Origin of the sequence: Peribacillus simplex, from assembly GCF_900156045.1 — a bacterium.
Taxonomy (GTDB): Bacteria; Bacillota; Bacilli; order Bacillales; family DSM-1321; genus Peribacillus; species Peribacillus simplex_D.
Map to the genome: position 1 here is coordinate 302142 of NZ_FTMX01000001.1, position 15275 is coordinate 317416.

Below are 15275 nucleotides of genomic sequence, written 5' to 3' on the forward strand. Positions count from 1 at the left end.
GGGCAACAAACTCATGGATTGAGATTGGTCAATTTACTCGTGAAAGGGGCATTACTCATAGAATTAAGCAGCAAACTCACGAGATATAAGCGTTTACTCGTGAGTTTGGAGCAAATACTCGTGAATTTGGTCAATTTACTCGTGAGTTTGGAGCAAATACTCGTGAATTAAGCCGATTTACTCGTGAAAGGGGCATAACTCATAGAATTAAGCAGCAAACTCACGAAATATAAGCGTTTACTCGTAAGTTTGGAGCAAATACTCGTGAATTTGGTCAATTTACTCGTGAAAGGGGCATAGCTCATAGAATTAAGCAGCAAACTCACGAAATATAAGCGTTTACTCGTGAGTTTGGGGCAAATACTCGTGAATTTGGTCAATTTACTCGTGAGTTGGGAGCAAATACTCGTGAATTAAGTCAATTTACTCGTGAGTTGGGAGCAAATACTCGTGAATTAAGTCAATTTACTCGTGAAATGGGAGCAAATACTCGTGAATTAAGCCGATTTACTCGTGAAAGGGGCATTACTCATAGAATTAAGCAGCAAACTCACGAAATATAAGCGTTTACTCGTGAGTTTGGAGCAAATACTCGTGAGTTAAGTCAATTTACTCGTGAAAGGGGCATTACTCATAGAATGCAGCAGCATACTCACGAGATATAAGCGATTACTCGTGAAATGGGAGCAAATACTCGTGAATTAAGCCGATTTACTCGTGAATGTAACATTATCAAATTTAATTGTGCACTGAAAATACAAACCAAATCCTCTTTTATTCGTTACTCGAGTGGTTTAGCTTCTAATCCGCCTGTGTTAAGGATGTGTACCTTTACGTTTATATCATGTAGTGAATCCTTATCTAAGTAATCCTTCGGCTCTTTTATATGATTTTTTTGCCAGTATTTTGTCTCTTTGATATAAAGGATTTTGCCTAAGCTTAAAGGGTCTGCGTTCTTTTGAATCCCTTTCATGAATGTTGATTGGATTTCATTTTTTATTTGGGTTTCGAATTTCCGTTTTATTTTATGGATATCCATTTGTGTATCAAGCCCCAGAATTTTTCCAGATACGTCAACGTCAATATCGAATTTGTACTTTCCATCCTTGAGAACAGGCTTTACTTGATAATGCGGATGGGAGAAAGATGCATAGATGTCTTGCTTATTCATGTTAATGTTTACGGGAGTTTTGTTGGTCCTTTTAGTGAGCCAGCGTATGCCGCTCAATTCCTTTTCAGAGAACCAGGGCTGGGACACTTTATAATAAATGGCAAATGCACCATCCATATAGATGCTTCTTCTTTTTTTATCTTTTTCTTTCCATACTGTATCGTTCCAGGAAATGGAGGGCAGGATGGTCGTTGATGATTTTTCCCGCTGATTGGAATAATACTTTTGGACCGTAATGGGCTCGATGTATGATCGATTACGATAGACATCTTCTGGTAAATATAATGTCGTGTATAAAGGCGACAAATTAAAATAACCGTTAATGGAGAAAAGCTCATCTATGGAACTTTTTGTGGCAAAGATATTGGCTGAGTACCTAAGTAATTGATTTCTGTATATAAAATCCACCACTTCTGTACTTTGCTGCTTCAATACATTTTCACTGATGACAAATGTGGAAACATGCCCGATATAGAGAGCCTGTTGAGTATTCTGCATTAGTTTATTTACAGCGATTGAGATGGAACGCCCTTTTTCTTTCCCTACATATAAGGGCGGAGCTTGAGAGGGTTTTGCCTCCGTTTTAGCTACCGCAGCGAAGTCCACAAGTTGCGTATATACAATGTATTCCCCATCTTTGAAATCTATCCCGATGGCCGTTATATAATGGAAGTCCTGGATCGTTTTTTCATCCCAGCAGCCAGAAAGTAAAAGCAATAGAGGGATGGTTAATAATATTTTGCAGATGCGGAACATGGCTCTACTGCCCCTTTCTGGTCTTATCATTAGCGGCCAAGGATCGTTTGCTCAGGGAATTCCATGGCCTCATTATGAATGAATCCAGTAGTTTAGGGAATATTGGCGGGTTCATTCCTCCAATATATGAAATTCCGAATGAATCAAGCCTGGATAGTAAAGTGACAATGGTAAGGAAACCGATAATCGTGCCGTAGATTCCATAAATACAGCTTAGTAACAGCACAAACATACGCAGAATCGTTACGGCCCCTGTTAAAGACTGGTTTACAAGAGTATAGGATGCGACAGAGGTTACGGCAGTAACCACAAGCATGGTTTGTGAGGTCAGTCCGGCCCTTATCGCGGCATCACCGACAATGAGGCCGCCTACAACAGCAACTGTCTGCCCAACCGCTTTAGGTAACCTGACTCCGGATTCTCGAAATAATTCAAATAAAAGGAGCATGAGAATGAATTCCATGGTGGCGGATAAGGGAAGTCCAAGCCTTGAAAGGGTGATGGTGGCCAATAATGGGAACGGCACCTGTTCAATGTTGAAAGCGGAAATGGATATCCAGAACCCCGGCAATAAAACGGTAATGCCAAGCCCCATAATGCGAAGAAGTCGCTCAAGACTTACAAATAGATAAGGAAGATTCGAATCTTCTGCTGTTTTTATTTGCAATAGTAGGGTAGAAGGTGCCACTATTATTGTAGGCATACCGTCCACGATCAAAATGAATCTTCCTTGATTGAGTGCTTCCACTGCAAAGTCGGGGCGACTTGTATAATGAGTGAGTGGAAAGATACTAAATTTACTGTTTGTGATCAATTCCTCCAATTGTTGGCTGCTTACCAATATATCAATATCTAGGGAGTTAATCTTGGACCTCACATTTTTGACCAGTTCTTTATCAATGATGTCATCCATGTACATTAGTGCGACTTTTGTTTGACTGCGCCTGCCGACAATAAAGTCTTCATAGGCAAGCGATTTTGTTTTTAGCCGCTTTCTGACTAAAGCGGTATTCATGGATAAATCCTCGACAAATCCATCTCTTGGTCCTCTTACAGAGACCTCGAAGGAAGACTCCTCAGGCTGCCTGTTCGGAACATTGGACAAATTTATTGAAAATAACTTTTGGGTTGATGGAATGAATAATAAGGCATTCCCTGAGAAAATCAGCTGCTGGACGCTATTGAATTCACTATCAATCGTCACTTTAGTCAAATCTACCAATGGTTTTAGCTTGTTGATTGCCTCTTCTTCATCGATTCTCTCATCCAATTCCATCATTTTGTTTAACTTTTCCAAAATCCCCTCGTTCAGTAAACTGATATCGGCCATACCCGAGCAATAAAATATAAGGACAGGAATGGGTCTTTCGGTTTCTCCGATATAAATCGTATCAAACATGATATCCGAGCTTGAACTGAATAACTCCCGAAATGTTTCCTCCTTTAATTCAATCAGGGTTGGTTCATTTTTGGATCGTTTCATTCTCATGTCGTTTCCCCTCCTTAGATCTAATGAACGTGCCGATAAACAAAAAGGCGGACAAAAGTAACAGGAAATAAAAAACGCCAGGATAATAATAGGTCTGGGTCACATGCAAAAACTTGAAATTACTGAATGGTACGATGGAGATGACGACCATGAGAAAGCCGACAGCGAAAAGAATTCCTACCTTCATTTTTTCCGTTTTCCTATTAAAGATTTCCATTATTATGAATAATGCCAGTGAAACACGGATATATGCACCAGCAAGCCATTGATAAATGGAAAAGAAATCTGTATGTTCAATATATTTTCCAATAGTCAGCAGCCGCCACTGTTCATAGGCAGGGTACCTCATGGCTTCGGCTAAGGTCGGGCTGAATTCGGCGAGTGCTGCTGTTAATGGGCCCATAAGTAGAAACAATAAACCGAGACATAGGAAAACCAATACTTTCCGACTGATCTTATCAGTAAGCTTTTCCTGGAAAAAAGCGATTAAAATCAGTTCGGCAAGACCATAACCAGAATACTGCAAGGACTTAACACCATGAAAATAGCCATTCTCGAAAAGGGGAAGGAGGTGGCTATAGTCTTTAGTCGGCATATTTCCGGTCGCAACGAAAATGCCAAGTATGATGACTATTGGCAATAATACAGAAGAGCAAATGGCGATGGAGTGCATACCTGAATGGGCAAGAAAGATGCATAGCAGCGTAAACGGAATGATAATCGCTAAACTTGGGGTTTCAAAAAGAAAGGTTGTCGTGATCCAATCAATCGTTTCCTTGGTTGTTGCCAATACAAGGCTGATCAGATAAATCACGATAAAGAATAAAACGATATTTTTAATAGGTTTCCCAAATCTATTATCAAGCCAATTTGTCAGGGATTGATTATTCATATTCTTGATTATCCTCGATAATATGTAGACCCAAATCGGTATCAAACCAATAATAAGGATAGAAAAAAACCAAGAATCCCTTCCGCCGGTGGATAGGAGGAAAGGGATCAAAATAACATGATTAAGAAGGCCGATTGATAAAAAGAAGATACTAAGGGTTTGTATCGAACTGATTTTCTTCAAGATGATCCTATCCCCATTTCCATTGTTTAAAGAGTGGATTGATGCACATGCCATTCTTTTGTTATGGTTGCTAAATGTGGAAAAAGTATACGTAATAATGATTGGATTAAAATTCCTGTTAATGAAAGCATGTGCAGGCTTGCAAAACAAAGAATTGCCGGTAAAAAGGATTTGTCTTAATCAATAAAGAATAAGAATAAAGAATATATATAGATGCTTTTTTTTGAGCATCAAGGGGGAATGAAGATGGATTTAAGATATCCGGTTGGAAAGTTTCAGTTTGACGGGGAAATTACTAGTGATGTAGCCGAGGGATGGATCAACGAGATTGAAGCTTTGCCTCGGATGCTGCGGGAAGCGGTATGTAACATGGATGATGAAAAGCTTGATACGGCTTATCGGCCTGGAGGATGGACTGTCCGCCAGGTGGTGCATCATGTTGCTGATAGTCATATGAATGCGGTTATCCGCTTCAAATTGGCCCTTACGGAAGAAAGCCCGGTCATTAAAACGTACGAGGAAGGGCAATGGGCAGAGCTGCCTGATTATGATTTGCCGATTGAAGTTTCTCTAACACTAATCGAAAGTATACATATCCGAATGTGCAAACTTTTAACTGGTCTTCATGCGGATGACCTGAGCCGAACATTTATCCATCCTGATTCAGGAGAGGTGACAGTCGGTAAAAATATAGGCATTTATGCATGGCACGGACGCCATCATCTGGCTCACATTACTTCTTTATCAAAGCGCCAGGGATGGTGAATATGACTCTGAAAGGTGTGATTATGTGAATGCCAATGTGAAAATCGAACAATTAACATCAATCGAATACCATCTTAATGAACTTTCGGAACTTTTGGTGCAGGTGGTGGAAGATGGCGCGTCCATTGGTTTTTTACCTCCCATGAAACAGTCTGAGGCCATAGATTACTGGGGTGGTGCCCTAAATCCTGATGTGATTCTGTTTGTCGCTAAATTACAGGGTGAGATTGTCGGGAGCGTACAGTTACATTTATGTTCAAAGCAAAACGGCGGCCATCGTGCGGAAATCGCAAAATTAATGACGCATACTGGGTATAGAAGAAATGGAATAGGGCGTTCACTAATGCTAGAGGCTGAGAAGAGGGCCAAGCAGGAGGGACGGACATTATTGGTCCTTGATACAAGGGAAGGAGATCCTTCTAACTCCCTGTATAATTCATTGGGATATATTCAGGCAGGCAGGATTCCCGATTATGCGCAATCTGCAAATGGTGATTTCCATCCAACCATATTTTATTATAAAAAAAAGAATTGAATGGGGGAATGTATATGCAAGCTGTAATCCAAAAAGAGGGTAATGGGATTATCGCAAGATTCAATCGCCCGCTTAATCATTCGGTGGAAGAGGTATGGAGTGCTTTAACGGAGAATGATAAGGTGGAAAAGTGGATGTCCAACCTGGAAATGAAGGACCTTCGAAAAGACGGGACCATAAAGTTCAATTTCAATGATGGGTCAGGGAAATCATTTGATATGAAGATCAGGGAATTCCAAGAATCTGCCGTTTTGGATTTTGATTGGGGTGAGGGCTGGGTTCGTTTCGAGGTATCCCCTGAAAAGGATGGATGCTCATTAGTATTGAAAGAATACATCACGCCAGTTAATGATCATACATCAAAAGATTTGGCTGGCTGGCATGTTTGCCTCGATATGTTGAGTGATTTAATTGATGGTCATCATCAGGACTTCCCAATGGATGAATGGAAAAAATGGCATAAGGAATATACGGTCGCCGTCGAACGACTTGATGGATGAATGGAATGCAGGTGAATAAATAAAACCGAACTGATGCTAATGATATGAAGGAAGTTTATTGTTGATATTCCAGATGGTGCCATGTTAAGATGACTGTAACTTTTAAGAAATGGAGGTTTTCCTAGTGACTTTTATCAGACTGCGTTTCCAATCTTTGAACCGTTAATTGAATACGTTCAAGGACTCTGCATGTCCGCAGGGTAGATGGGAATGGTCTGTCTATTTTTTAAGGAAACCTTCATTTTACGCTTTTGCGAAAAAGAGACGAGTCAACCTCTTTTTTTTGCTGGCCAGCTGAAGCCGCAGCAAAGGGTTTCGCTATTCCAGTTGACTTTAAAATAGAAGAATGATTAAGGAGAAATACCTTACCTATCCATGGAGGTCATATGGATACGTGAGGGTTGATTCTCCATTATATTGACCAAACCGAAGGCCGGTGGGAGATTATTTTTTATCGTGAAAATAATCATCATCTCAGGTTTCTTTAGATAGGTTCTGATCCATTTACTCTAAACACAGGCAGATAGCCTGTGTTTTTTTTAGGGCATAAAGAAAAAAATATTGAAAATAGAATGAGGTGTTTGAGAGATGAAATCATTAAATGAACAAGTAAAGGACAATTGGAAAAAGAATATCATTCTTTTTCTAGGCAGTCAGACCATATCCCTCTTTGGTTCGTCCTTGGTTCAGTATGCCATCATGTGGTATATCACGTTGAATACACAGTCGGGTGTCATGATGACGATATCCATCGTTTGTGGTTTCGTGCCTACCTTTATACTCTCCCCAATCGCTGGGGTATGGGCAGACCGCTATAATCGGAAGATGCTGATCATTCTTTCGGATTCATTGATTGCCATTTCAACGCTGATATTGGCCATCCTGTTTTTAATCGGCTACGATGAGCTTTGGCTGCTTTTCGTCATGTCCGCTGTCCGGGCAATCGGAACGGGAATCCAGACTCCTGCCGTCGGTGCCATTCTTCCTCAGCTTGTGCCAGAGGATAAGCTTACGAAGGTGAACGGAACGAATGGAAGCATACAAGCGCTAGTGATGCTCGTTTCCCCCATGGTGAGCGGCGCGCTGCTTACGATGGCTTCAATCGAAACCATTTTCTTCATTGATGTGATTACAGCTGCAATTGCCATCTTCACATTGTTGGCATTTTTGAAAATTCCAGCACATGCGAAGGCATTACAAAAGCAAACAACCAGCTATTTCACCGATTTGCAAGAAGGATTCAGCTATATCAGGAATCACGACTTTCTTAAGAAATTCTTTATGTTTTTCGCATTTTTCTTCGTGCTTGCCGCACCTGTTGCATTTCTTACACCGCTTCAGGTCACACGCTCTTTCGGGAATGATGTTTGGCGGTTGACTGCGATAGAAATCACCTTTGCCATTGGTATGATGCTAGGCGGGATTTTCATGGCATCCTGGGGAGGCTTTAAAAACAAGATCCATACGATGACACTTGCGAGCCTTATAATTGGTGCCTGTACTTTCGCTCTTGGAATCATCCCCGTTTTCTGGATTTACTTGGTCATCATGGGGGTAGTCGGATTGGCGATGCCCATCTTTAATACGCCGTCCACGGTCTTGTTACAGGAGAAGGTCGAGGGTGATCTTCTTGGGAGGGTATTTGGTGTTTTAGGGATGATCTCGACTTCGATGATGCCGCTGGGGATGCTTGTATTCGGACCGATATCCGATATCATTAAAATAGAATGGCTGCTTATAGGAACTGGTTTATTGCTGTTCATTCAAGGCTTTTTCCTACTGGGCAGCAAAGTGTTGATCGAAGCCGGAAAACCGATCTCGAAAGATGCCCCCGAGTAATGGTACATCACTGGCAAGATGAAGGACTGGAGCCAGTTCCGGCAGATAAGGATATTATTGAATATCATAGGGGATTGGATATTTGTCAGCCTCATAGATTTGGCTAAGGAGGAAAAGATGGAGTTTTTGAGGAAAGTATTTAATTGGATGGTAGTTATCGGAATGATTCTGCTGCTAGGTAATTAAAGTGATAGAAGAAATCACAGCCGTATCTCAGCAAACGACGGCTTCATCAGAAGAAATTGCATCATCGATGGAGAACAAGCCGCTGCATCCAATGAACTTGCTCAATATACACAGCAGCTTACACAGTTAATAACTGATTTGGAGCACACGGTTGGGGAATTCCAGATAAAGAATTAGCGGAATGGAAAACATAAGCGTTGCAAAAGGGGAAGCCACTAAGTGGTTTCCCCTTTTTGGTTGTATTGCCATTGACCCTGATTTCTGTGAACAGGGCATCTCTCTTTAGTGGACAAAATCACTAGAAGTACAAAAGTACAATTTAGAGGAGCTGGTCAAGTATCCATGCTTTTTTTACAAAGGGGAATAATATATAGGAATCGGACAAGTAGGGCCCAATGGCTCAAGGCCCAAAAAGGGGAGAACAACATGCATTTCGAAATAGGAATGACTATTTTTGTGTTTGTCATGACAATGATAGTTATATTGTGGAGGCCAGGAGGTATCAATGAAGCATGGCCAGCTTCAATCGGTGCCGTGATAATTTTGCTGACTGGCACAGTATCCCAAGGCGATATTTTGGATATCATCAATAAAATCGGGGGCGCATCGATCACCATCATGGCAACGATTGTCATGGCAGTCATCTTGGAAAGTTTCGGCTTTTTTCACTGGGCGGCTGCGAGACTTGCCAACCTTGCCAGAGGATCGGGGTATCGCCTGTATTGGTACATTCAATTATTGTGCTTTTTAATGACCTTGTTATTCAATAACGACGGCAGCATCATGATTACGACCCCCATATTGATCTTGCTTTTGAAAAATCTCAGATTAAAACCACATGAAGCCATCCCGTATCTTTTGAGTGGAGCATTGATTGCAACAGCTTCAAGTGCGCCTATAGGCGTGAGTAATATAGTCAATTTAATCGCTTTGAAAATTGTTCATATGTCGCTTTATATGCATACTGCCATGATGTTTGTACCTGCAACTTTGGGGTTGATCTTCATGTCATGGTTGATGTTCGCAGTGGTCAAGAAAAAACTGCCCAAGAAACTGCCGAATATTTCTTATGACATTGAGGAAAGTTTCTTCACTAAGAATTTCCATCCTTTAAAGGGAAAAATGACGGTTGAAACAAAAAGGCAACGCACAAGATTCATGTTGAAAGTATTGCTCTATGTGTTCGTGGTGCGCTGTTTACTCTTTGTAGCTTCTTATTTTTCCATTCCAATCGAGTGGGTTGCTGTACTTGGCTCTTTATCTTTACTGATCTGGAGATGGTATCATTTACGAACAAACCCTGTCGATATCCTAAAAAAGACCCCATGGCACATCCTGATATTCGCATTCTCCATGTATGTCATCATTTATGGTCTCCATAATGTAGGCCTTACAGCCATGCTCGTACAGATATGCGAACCGATTGTAAATCAAGGGTTACTGAGTGCTAGCTTTGTCATGGGAGGATTGGTTTCGATTTTATCAAACATTTTCAATAATCATCCGGCACTAATGATAGGAACCATTACCTTAACCGAAATGGGACTGGATCCGATCACATTAAAAACTATTTATCTAGCTAATATAATCGGTAGTGACATGGGATCATTGTTATTGCCCATCGGTACTCTTGCCTCACTTATCTGGATGCATATCCTGAAACAATACAAAGTGAATATAAAGTGGAAAGATTATTTAAGTGTATCCCTGATAGTCATACCAATTACGACAGTGCTGACACTGCTCTTATTATTTTATTGGGTGCAAATGATTTTTAGCTGAATAACCCCCTAGGAGGAGATAGTAATGAGTGATGCGTTTGCATTACTGGGTAAACAGATTGATGTCCAAATCTCAGGAAAAAAAACTTTCAAAGGAATTCTAACTGATTTGAGCACGGATATTCTAGTGTTGTTCAATGGAAAGCAGTTTTTGTATTTTCCTATGCTGCACGTCCATAGATTCAATCTGAGTACAGAGATAGATAACGAGATTAAAAATCCTATGGAGTCCCCCATGATGGAAGACATGGCGTCGATTTCCTATCGTAAAACACTAATGAGCGCAAAAGGAGTTTTTTCAGCAATCCATGTTGCTGGACACATTCCTTTACACGGCTATATCACCAATGTTTTCAATGATTACTTTGCATTCTACTCGCCTGTATATAAAATGATGTATGTCTCGCTGCATCACCTTAAATGGCTTACTCCGTACAATCAAAATGCCACACCCTATACACTCAGTAAAGAGAGTTTTCCTGTCAACCCTTCAGATGTACCGATGCTACGTTCTTTGGAAGACCAATTAAAGAAAAATGCAGGAAAGCTAGTAGTATTTGATGGGGGAGAGGACCCGATGAAAATCGGTATGCTTAAAAAGGCGGAAAACAACTTGGTTGAATTAAAGACAGCCAATGGAGATCATGTGTTTTTGAAGCTATCACATATTAAAACCGTGTACATGCCATAGTTTCATAGAAACGGGGGGAAGGCCATTTAAGCTTTCCCCTTATTTTCTTCTGCTAGATGATGGGTGATACCAGCGGATTCGGGTTCCTGATCAAAAAACCATCGCCTTCACAATCAATTTCCGTTTGATCTATAAGATGGGAGTCCGATGGATCGAGCAACATTTTTATATCATGTAAAACGAGTATTTCCTCATGCTCCTTTTTAGAGATTGCCAAGCTTAATGTATAGTTCATCTGGTTACAGCAAGGTCTGTTTATGCCAAACCTTAAATACGTTTCCCCTCCCAAACTATGCTGCATATCTTTAATTGCCTGCCGGGCTTTCTTTGTCATCTTAATCAAAAATCTTCACTCCTATATCGTTATCCACTTCATAAATAGGGCAAGCCGTATATGCACGTCATGACCGGGATCCCTTTAATCCAACTTTACCCATTCTGCACAAAAAAATAAAATCCTCTAGGAATTCTTCGATTTTCACTTATCTCGGGTGGGGTGAAATTTTTCAGCGCTGATTTATTTTTAAGGTGTTTTATTGAATCCTGCTGATAATTTTTTTTGTAAAAAATAGGCTAAAGGTTTCATTTGGTTCGCCGATAATATTGTGGTGATGAGCATTAAGACACATCCGCTCGAGTGGATGATAGGATCGAAGATTCATATGATGGAATTTACTTGAACATCGTAAATTAAAAAATATTTCAGTGTATAAAGGAAGGATTAAAATGTTTAATGGAAAAATAAGCCGTATGATACTTACAGTGGTATTCATGGTTAGTTTTACTTTTTTACCTGGTTTAAAGGCCGATGCTGCAGATCCTGTGCATACTGTAATCCCTGGCGAAACGGTAGAATCGATTGCCAGGACATATGATATATCGGCTAAGCAATTAATGAAAACGAATGGTTTACCGGATGATAGGTTATTTGCGGGCCAAAAGTTGGCAATCATTCAAACGGCGTATACTCCTTCCGTCTATCAATGGTCGGAGAGAGGAAAAAAAATTGCGAGATATGCGAAATCTTTTATAGGGTTTAAAAAGTCAGCTGGAGAGGAGACGCCAGAAAAAGGGTTTGATTCGAGCGGATTGATTCATTGGGTGCTTTCCCGGCTAAATGTGCCGGTTGACCGTTTGACAGTAGATGGTTTCTATAAGCAAGGGATGGATACTGCCACTCCGAAGACCGGGGATATTATATTCTTTCTGGATAAAGACAGCTTAAAGGTCGTGACTGCGGGTATATATGTCGGCAAAAACCAATTTGTCAATTCTGGATATGGTGCAGAAACGGTTCAGGTGAGATCCACTACAGAAGATTACTTTGCAAAATACCAAGTGGTGTACAAAACATACACGCCAAAAGGAGAGCATATCGTCCAAACGGGAGAAACGCTTAAAAGTATATCGGAGAATTACAGCATTTCAGTGAATACGATCAAAAGTCGTAACGCGTTAAGTACTGATGAGTTGATGAATGGACAGTACCTTCAACTATACAGCAACCCGTTATATCCGTTTTATGTAAACCAGGAGGCTGCATATGATAAAGCATATGATGTCATCAAGTATGCATACACTTTTCGCGGATTCCCCTATGTTTTCGGGGGAGAAGATCCGATGAATGGAATGGATTGCAGCGGCTTCATTTATTGGGTCATGAAGGAGCAGGGCCTTTCAGTAAAACGGGGCTCCGCTGAGGATTACTTCTCATTGCTCCCCAAAATCGAAAATCCAAAGGCCGGGGATTTAGTGTTTTTTAGGGATACAGGAACAAGGCTGGGTGTGACCCATGTAGGTATATATCTAGGTGATGGCCGTTTTCTCCATACAACGGAAAATGCAGGCGTTCATATCTCCAACCTTTCGTCAGGTTATTTTGCCGAGAAATTCGAAAGCTTCGGTCAAGTTGAAAGCCTCATGGACTAAGAAAGTCATTCAACCTGTTTATATTCAAGGGTCGCTTTTTCAATGGCAGTAACGAACCGATTAAAAAGATCACTCGGATTGACCCTGTTCTTACTGGTAAAGTCATCACCTTTGAAAAAGCTTTTCCTAAGCTTTGTGGAAAGTTCCAATTGTACGCCTGCACCCGTCTTGGATGAGTTGGTGATGTTGTTTCCTTTCATGCCTGAAAGGTGCTGCGGTGCATGATCAGTTTGAAATCCAGCTTTGTTTAGGCATTGCTGAATAAGGTTCTTATAGGGTTCGTTCCTACCGCCAATGTAAACCAGCGCATTATGCAAGTCGTAGTGGCCATGGATCGAAAGGGTGGTCTGGGCGTTCGCTGCCATTGAAACGCCGGCCGGTTCATTGAACAAGCAGGATGTTATATGGAGGACCTGGTTACCCCTTGGTTTAAGACCTTCGAATAGATAGGTGCTTGCACAAAGTCTCTCTCCAAGTGCGGCTGCAATCTCGCTAGTTCCCGGTTCGATGTTCCCGCCGTGTATGGCTAGAATTGCGATATCAGGATTCCTGTGGTGAGCCATGATGCGGTAATCGAGTTCTTCTTGTTCATTTTGCTGCAGTTCAATAAAATCGGTATAGCTATTTTCATTCATGGTTATCCTCCGTATCTGAAGTGTATTTAATCTTCCATATCCGTTGACGGCAAAAATAAAAAAAGCGGGGATGCCCCAGCTTTTTTTATTTTTCGATAGTCGTATATTGTTCGATTTTCTTTTGCTCTTCGGGTGTTAACGTTTCTGTCCGTTTAAATGTATTCATGGTCACAAGCAGTGCTGCTATTAGAAAAACGGGTATGACCCAGCTTGTAATTTTTTTTACGATATTCATATTCTAAGTCCCCTTATACATCGCTAAAATTCATATGGTATTTAGAAAAGGAGGGGATGGATCCCCTTTTTATTGCTGGGCTTTCCAGCTTCCATTTCTTCTTTTATCCCCAGCTCCGGATACTTGTCCGTTTTTCTCGTTTTTAACGAGTACTTGAACCCCGCCGTAATACATGGGGGAGATCTTCTGGATGACTTCATATCCTGAATCTTCCAGGTCTGATATTATTTCATTCGAAAGCCTGGATTCCGTATAAATCTTCTTTCCATCATAGACGAACCGATTACGGTCGATGATATCCTGAAATGAGCCTTCATTCTCTGTATATGAATAAAGGACCTGCGTCAATACTTGAGGAATCCTATCGCCGCCTGGTGAGCCTATCCCGATCGATTCCTGCCCTGGTTTCTTGAGAATGGTAGGAGCGGTGAAAGTTCTAGACCGTTTATATGCCTCTTGGGCGTTCAAGCCGGACCGGAAATTTTTCAATTGATCGTTAAGGAAAAATCCATTCGTATAATCACCAGATCCGAAAAAGTTGCTGAGCGTATTTGTTGCGGAAACGACAGTGCCATACTTGTCCATGATCACAAAATGTGTCGTACTTTCATGTTCTTCGGAACCATTCGATTCTTTATCTTCCCATTTTTCACTTTTGATCTTATTTTTAAGATTATCCAAGTGAATGGGGGAGAGCAATTTTTCCGCCTTGGAGTGACTTATTCCATCCCCAATATTGGCGGACCGATCTTGATAAGCAGTATCTGTGATGCCCCCCAATACCTTCATATAAGCTGATTTGCTTGAAGAATCACCGAGGTTCATTTCCTCGGAGAGCTTTAACATTTCAAGAACGGTAATCCCGGAGAAGGGCGGAGGGGCGGTAAAGGCATCATAACCGGCAAATGTTCCTTGGACCGGCTTACGTTCTTTCACCTCATAGCGCTTTAAATCCATCAAGTCGATATCTGTTTCTCTTTTAATATCCCGTGCGATTTCCCCTTTATAAAAACCATCAGGACCTTCCTTTTGAATCTGCTTCAATGTTTCAGCAAGTTTTTCCTGGACGAGTGTTTTGCCTGGTTCAATGGCATCGCCATCAGGATAAAAAAGTGAAGTCGCATCGGAAGATATCCTTGGCTGAGCCGCTTCTAAGCGTGATGATAACATTTTGTCGACTTCAAATCCGCCTTCAGCCAAATCTATCGCCGGCTGGAGAAGGTCTGCCATTGGTACGCTCCCATACTTATCACTTATAACCTGCATGCCGGCCACTAAGCCAGGAATCCCTGCATTGTGCCTTGAACTTGGGTCTTCCGGAGAGGATTCACGATAATCGATAAATTTGGGATCGCCGGATTCCGGTGCAATCAGCATACCGCCGCCGCCACCCACGCCAGATCCATAAGGTTCAACTACACCTAATACATAGGATACCGCAATGGCGGCATCCGCCGCCGTTCCACCATTTTTCAATATATCCATCCCGACATCTATTGCGATTGGATTTGAAGAACTGACCCCATATGATTGTTCCGTTTTACTCTCTATCGGATCATTCGTGTCAGAAATAGGGGGTGTCTTCGAACATCCAGCTAAATATATGAGCACGCAAAGTGAAATGAATATTTTTCCAGTCGTACGGTTAATCATCGATTATTCCCCCTTCTCGTTGAGCTTCCAAGTTG

Annotated in this window: 14 protein-coding genes; 7 read left to right on the plus strand and 7 right to left on the minus strand. The window is 41.3% G+C overall.

The genetic code is table 11. From position 1 onward, the window contains the following. Positions 1–781: 781 nt before the first annotated feature. From BW986_RS01425 to BW986_RS01435, 3 genes are read right to left on the minus strand one after another with little or no spacing between them, the layout of a single operon-like run. Positions 782–1927 (minus strand): Ger(x)C family spore germination protein, encoded by a 1146-nt coding sequence (locus BW986_RS01425; protein WP_076364446.1) that lies wholly within the window; start codon positions 1925–1927, stop codon positions 782–784. 4 nt (positions 1928–1931) lie between these two features. Further along, a complete protein-coding gene (locus tag BW986_RS01430) occupies positions 1932–3416 on the minus strand; it encodes a spore germination protein (protein ID WP_076364448.1) in 1485 nt (494 codons plus the stop codon). Next, the gene (locus BW986_RS01435) at positions 3391–4545 is read right to left on the minus strand and encodes an endospore germination permease (protein ID WP_081395470.1); all 1155 of its coding nucleotides are present in this window, start codon (positions 4543–4545) and stop codon (positions 3391–3393) included. Before BW986_RS01435 ends, BW986_RS01430 begins: the two co-directional genes overlap by 26 nt. 192 nt (positions 4546–4737) lie before the next feature. On the opposite strand from BW986_RS01435, the gene BW986_RS01445 reads away from it, so the two are divergent. The 6 genes from BW986_RS01445 to BW986_RS01470 all read left to right on the plus strand — a co-directional run bounded on the left by BW986_RS01445 (position 4738) and on the right by BW986_RS01470 (position 10788). Next, positions 4738–5256, plus strand: coding sequence for a YfiT family bacillithiol transferase (locus BW986_RS01445; protein ID WP_081395471.1), 519 nt, complete (start codon positions 4738–4740; stop codon positions 5254–5256). Between the two features lie 25 nt (positions 5257–5281). After that, positions 5282–5791, plus strand: a complete 510-nt coding sequence (locus BW986_RS01450; protein WP_076364453.1) for a GNAT family N-acetyltransferase — start codon at positions 5282–5284, stop codon at positions 5789–5791. A 14-nt stretch (positions 5792–5805) separates the two neighbouring features. Then, positions 5806–6291 (plus strand): SRPBCC family protein, encoded by a 486-nt coding sequence (locus BW986_RS01455; RefSeq protein ID WP_076364455.1) that lies wholly within the window; start codon positions 5806–5808, stop codon positions 6289–6291. A 588-nt stretch (positions 6292–6879) separates the two neighbouring features. After that, the gene (locus BW986_RS01460; RefSeq protein ID WP_076364457.1) at positions 6880–8130 is read left to right on the plus strand and encodes an MFS transporter; all 1251 of its coding nucleotides are present in this window, start codon (positions 6880–6882) and stop codon (positions 8128–8130) included. Between the two features lie 612 nt (positions 8131–8742). Then, positions 8743–10098, plus strand: coding sequence for an arsenic transporter (locus tag BW986_RS01465; RefSeq protein WP_076364459.1), 1356 nt, complete (start codon positions 8743–8745; stop codon positions 10096–10098). A gap of 24 nt (positions 10099–10122) precedes the next feature. After that, complete coding sequence (locus BW986_RS01470) at positions 10123–10788, plus strand: DUF2642 domain-containing protein (RefSeq protein WP_076364461.1); 666 nt, start codon at positions 10123–10125, stop codon at positions 10786–10788. Positions 10789–10840: 52 nt separating this feature from the next. On the opposite strand, the gene BW986_RS01475 is transcribed toward BW986_RS01470, so the two are convergent. Then, positions 10841–11122 (minus strand): HesB/IscA family protein, encoded by a 282-nt coding sequence (locus BW986_RS01475; RefSeq protein WP_260320749.1) that lies wholly within the window; start codon positions 11120–11122, stop codon positions 10841–10843. 392 nt (positions 11123–11514) lie between these two features. Here BW986_RS01475 and BW986_RS01480 point away from each other — a divergent pair, with 392 nt between their 5' ends. After that, a complete protein-coding gene (locus tag BW986_RS01480; RefSeq protein WP_076364465.1) occupies positions 11515–12717 on the plus strand; it encodes a C40 family peptidase in 1203 nt (400 codons plus the stop codon). A 5-nt stretch (positions 12718–12722) separates the two neighbouring features. Here BW986_RS01480 and BW986_RS01485 read toward each other — a convergent pair whose 3' ends face one another. The 3 genes from BW986_RS01485 to BW986_RS01490 all read right to left on the minus strand — a co-directional run bounded on the left by BW986_RS01485 (position 12723) and on the right by BW986_RS01490 (position 15240). Then, positions 12723–13352, minus strand: a complete 630-nt coding sequence (locus tag BW986_RS01485) for a poly-gamma-glutamate hydrolase family protein (RefSeq protein WP_076364467.1) — start codon at positions 13350–13352, stop codon at positions 12723–12725. 85 nt (positions 13353–13437) lie between these two features. After that, positions 13438–13587, minus strand: a complete 150-nt coding sequence (locus tag BW986_RS29955; RefSeq protein WP_179085976.1) for a CapE family protein — start codon at positions 13585–13587, stop codon at positions 13438–13440. Between the two features lie 69 nt (positions 13588–13656). Continuing rightward, complete coding sequence (locus BW986_RS01490) at positions 13657–15240, minus strand: gamma-glutamyltransferase family protein (protein ID WP_081395473.1); 1584 nt, start codon at positions 15238–15240, stop codon at positions 13657–13659. Between the last annotated feature and the right edge of the window lie 35 nt (positions 15241–15275).